Genomic DNA, 3,705 nt, shown 5'->3' on the forward strand with positions numbered 1-3,705 from the left:
GCCTGGAGCGGCCCATAATTTTTTAAAGAGAATTCTGATTTAAAAGAAGAAGAAAATCAGCCCGACAATGAGAACAATATCGGCAAGCAATGGGCAAAAAATCCCTTGCCAAAGAACCTTCTGCGGACGAAAGCCCACGCCGTGAATCACACCAGCACAGACGGCCCACATCAGCAATAAACCATGCCAGATTTCCAGTTCACTGGTCTTCGCGGCAAAACGAGATGGGTCCCAAAACATACATCCTGCTAACAGAAGCGCCATCACGAAGGAAAGCGCCCGCAGGGGGCGCTTGTCCATTACCGCATACAAAGTCGCGATAATCTTACTCATCAGATGTCTTCTTGACCGGCTTTGCCTGATTCGACGTGTTCAAGCGCCAGCGCGGTGATTACCCCAAACGAACAGGCAAGAAGCGTTCCCAGAATCCATGCGAAATACCACATTTTTAGCTCCTTACTTAGTACAGAGAGTGGGTGTTACGTTCAATATCTTCTTTGGTGATACGACCGAACATTTTCCAGTAACACCAGGCGGTGTAGAGCAGAATGATCGGTACCAGAACCACCGCAACCCAGGTCATGACGTTAAGCGTCAGCTGGCTGGAAGTTGCATCCCACATTGTCAAACTTGCGTTCATCATGGTGCTGGACGGCATCACAAACGGGAACATTGCGATACCGGCAGTCAGGATGATGCAGGCCAGCGTCAGGGAAGAGAACACAAACGCCCACGCGGCTTTATCCATACGTGCAGTCAGGATGGTCAGCAGCGGCAGAACCACACCCAGTGCCGGAATAGCCCACAGAATTGGCGTGTTGTTGAAGTTAACCAGCCATGCGCCAGCTTCACGAACCACTTCTTTATTCAGTGGGTTAGAGGCTGCGTAATGGTCCATTGTCGATTTCACGACATAACCATCGATACCGTACATCACCCATACGCCAGCCAGTGCGAAACAGACCAGTGTCACCAGTGCAGCCACCTGAGCCGTTGCACGGGTACGCAGGTGCAGTTCGCCCACGGTACGCATTTGCAGATAGGTTGCGCCCTGAGTAATGATCATCCCTACGCTCACCACGCCTGCCAGCAGGCCGAACGGGTTAAGCAACTGGAAGAAGTTACCGGTGTAGTACAGACGCAGATATTCATCAACGTTGAACGGTACGCCCTGCAACAGGTTACCGAACGCTACACCAATCACCAACGGCGGAACGAAGCTACCAATGAAGATGCCCCAGTCCCACATGTTACGCCAGCGGGTTTCTTCAATCTTGGAGCGGTAGTCAAAACCGACCGGACGGAAGAACAAGGACGCCAGCACGAGGATCATCGCCACATAGAAGCCGGAGAACGCAGCAGCATAGACCATCGGCCAGGCAGCAAAGAGTGCGCCGCCCGCGGTGATCAGCCAAACCTGGTTACCGTCCCAGTGTGGTGCAATGGAGTTAATCATAATTCGACGCTCGGTGTCGTTACGACCGAGGAAACGGGTGAGCATGCCCACCCCCATGTCGAAACCGTCAGTGACTGCAAAACCAATCAGCAGAACGCCAACCAGCAGCCACCAGATAAAACGCAATACTTCATAATCGATCATTTGACGACTCCTGTCTTAGCGTGCCGGCTGAGTAGTCGTGGAAGACTGCTCAAAGTGATAGCGACCGGTTTTCAGGCTGCTTGGGCCGAGGCGTGCAAATTTGAACATTAAGAACAATTCTGCCACCAGGAACAGGGTATACAGGCCGCAAATCAGCACCATTGAGAAGATGAGATCGCCTGCGGTCAGTGACGAGTTCGCCACAGCTGTCGGCAGCACTTCACCGATAGCCCACGGTTGGCGGCCATATTCAGCCACGAACCAGCCCGCTTCTACAGCAATCCACGGCAGCGGAATACCGTACAGCGCGGCGCGCAGAAGCCATTTTTTCTCGCCAATGCGGTTGCGGATGACACTCCAGAAAGAGAGCGCGATGATTGCCAGAAGCAGGAAGCCACACGCCACCATGATACGGAACGCAAAGTACAGCGGCGCTACACGCGGGATGGAGTCTTTGGTTGCCTGTTGAATCTGCGCTTCAGTCGCATCAGCCACGTTTGGCGTATAGCGTTTCAGCAGCAGACCGTAACCGAGGTCTTTCTTCATGCTATTGAACTGGTCACGAACCGCCTGGTCGGTAGAACCAGAACGCAGTTGTTCGAGCAGAGAGTACGCCTTCATCCCGTTACGAATGCGTTCTTCATGCTGCACCATCAGCTCTTTCAGGCCGATAACCGGGGTATCCACGGAACGCGTTGCAATGATGCCCAGTGCGTAAGGGATCTGAATCGCAAATTTGTTCGTCTCCTCTTCCTGATCAGGAATGCCGAACAGAGTAAAGGCAGCAGGCGCAGGTTGCGTTTCCCACTCGGCTTCAATAGCAGCCAGTTTGGTTTTCTGCACGTCGCCCATTTCGTAGCCGGATTCATCACCCAGAACAATAACAGACAGAACAGCAGCCATACCGAAGCTGGCAGCGATAGCAAAGGAGCGTTTAGCGAAGGCGAAGTCACGACCTTTCAGCATATACCATGCGCTGATACCGAGGATGAACATCGCGCCAGTCACATAACCAGACGCTACAGTGTGAACGAATTTCACCTGAGCAACCGGGTTAAGCACCAGCTCGGAGAAGCTCACCATCTCCATACGCATAGTTTCAAAGTTGAAATCGGACGCGATTGGGTTTTGCATCCAGCCGTTCGCAACCAGAATCCACAGTGCGGACAGGTTTGAACCGAGCGCCACCAGCCAGGTGACACACATATGCTGAACTTTACCCAGACGATCCCAACCGAAGAAGAACAGACCTACAAAGGTGGATTCGAGGAAGAAGGCCATCAGACCTTCGATTGCCAGCGGCGCACCGAAGATATCCCCTACATAGTGGGAATAGTAAGACCAGTTAGTCCCGAACTGGAACTCCATGGTCAGACCGGTAGCCACACCCAGAGCGAAGTTGATACCAAACAACTTGCCCCAGAACTTGGTCATATCTTTATAAATCTGTTTGCCGGAGAGGACGTAGACCGTTTCCATAATGGCCAGCAGGAACGCCATACCGAGCGTCAGTGGCACAAAAAGGAAGTGGTACATCGCGGTCAAGGCAAACTGTAAGCGCGACAGTTCGACTATATCTAACATCATGACTCCTTGCTCATCGCATGAAGACTCCGAGAGTGAACCCCGTTAGAAAGGGTCACACGCATGCCCCAATAGAAATTTGTTTGAACACTTTCATCATACCATGTGAATGCACACAAAAACGGCGTAAAGAAAGGTTGCAAACATGTTAATAAAAACTCAAATTGATCCCACGTATATATTACGCCGCAAAATCCTTACAATAAACAGGTTTTTGTTGAAGCAAATTTGCATTTTTCGACGGTGATCAATTTATAGCTAAATTACCGCCTTTCAGCCAATTTGATCGAGAACAATTTATCTCTTTTTGATGCCCATTTCCAAGACTTATACATTGATAAATATCAATTCCTACAAATTATGTTAATCATGTTTCAATAAGGTAACTTTAGTGACATTTATGTTTAAAATGTGTGAGTTATAAGGCTGAAATTAGTTTCGGTTGGCAATTAAAGATAAAAAGAGACGAAGCAAAAACAGCACGGTTGACCTTAATTCTTTTTTTGGTCACTGGCTAATAC

At 50.1% G+C, this 3,705-nt stretch carries 4 protein-coding genes; all 4 read right to left on the reverse strand.

From position 1 onward, the window contains the following. Positions 1-39 precede the first annotated feature (39 nt). From ybgE to cydA, 4 genes are read right to left on the reverse strand one after another with little or no spacing between them, the layout of a single operon-like run. Positions 40-333 (reverse strand): cyd operon protein YbgE, encoded by a 294-nt coding sequence (gene ybgE, locus E0D98_RS22205; protein WP_000034602.1) that lies wholly within the window; start codon positions 331-333, stop codon positions 40-42. Then, on the reverse strand, positions 333-446 hold the full coding sequence (gene cydX / locus E0D98_RS22210; protein ID WP_000270282.1) for a cytochrome bd-I oxidase subunit CydX: 114 nt from the start codon (positions 444-446) through the stop codon (positions 333-335). The genes ybgE and cydX overlap by 1 nt, the downstream gene beginning before the upstream one ends. Before the next feature lie 14 nt (positions 447-460). Beyond that, positions 461-1,600, reverse strand: coding sequence for a cytochrome d ubiquinol oxidase subunit II (gene cydB / locus E0D98_RS22215; RefSeq protein ID WP_000568275.1), 1,140 nt, complete (start codon positions 1,598-1,600; stop codon positions 461-463). A 15-nt stretch (positions 1,601-1,615) separates the two neighbouring features. Continuing rightward, a complete protein-coding gene (gene cydA / locus E0D98_RS22220) occupies positions 1,616-3,184 on the reverse strand; it encodes a cytochrome ubiquinol oxidase subunit I (RefSeq protein WP_000884361.1) in 1,569 nt (522 codons plus the stop codon). Positions 3,185-3,705: the final 521 nt, after the last annotated feature.

Source organism: Escherichia sp. KCJ4928 (assembly GCF_004352695.1).
Classification (GTDB): domain Bacteria; phylum Pseudomonadota; class Gammaproteobacteria; order Enterobacterales; family Enterobacteriaceae; genus ECMA0423.

Coding starts and splice junctions, on each gene's coding strand:
- ybgE (WP_000034602.1), bottom strand. CDS start 333: ATGAGTAAGATTATCGCGACTTTGTATGCGGTAATGGACAAGCGCCCC.
- cydX (WP_000270282.1), bottom strand. CDS start 446: ATGTGGTATTTCGCATGGATTCTGGGAACGCTTCTTGCCTGTTCGTTT.
- cydB (WP_000568275.1), bottom strand. CDS start 1,600: ATGATCGATTATGAAGTATTGCGTTTTATCTGGTGGCTGCTGGTTGGC.
- cydA (WP_000884361.1), bottom strand. CDS start 3,184: ATGTTAGATATAGTCGAACTGTCGCGCTTACAGTTTGCCTTGACCGCG.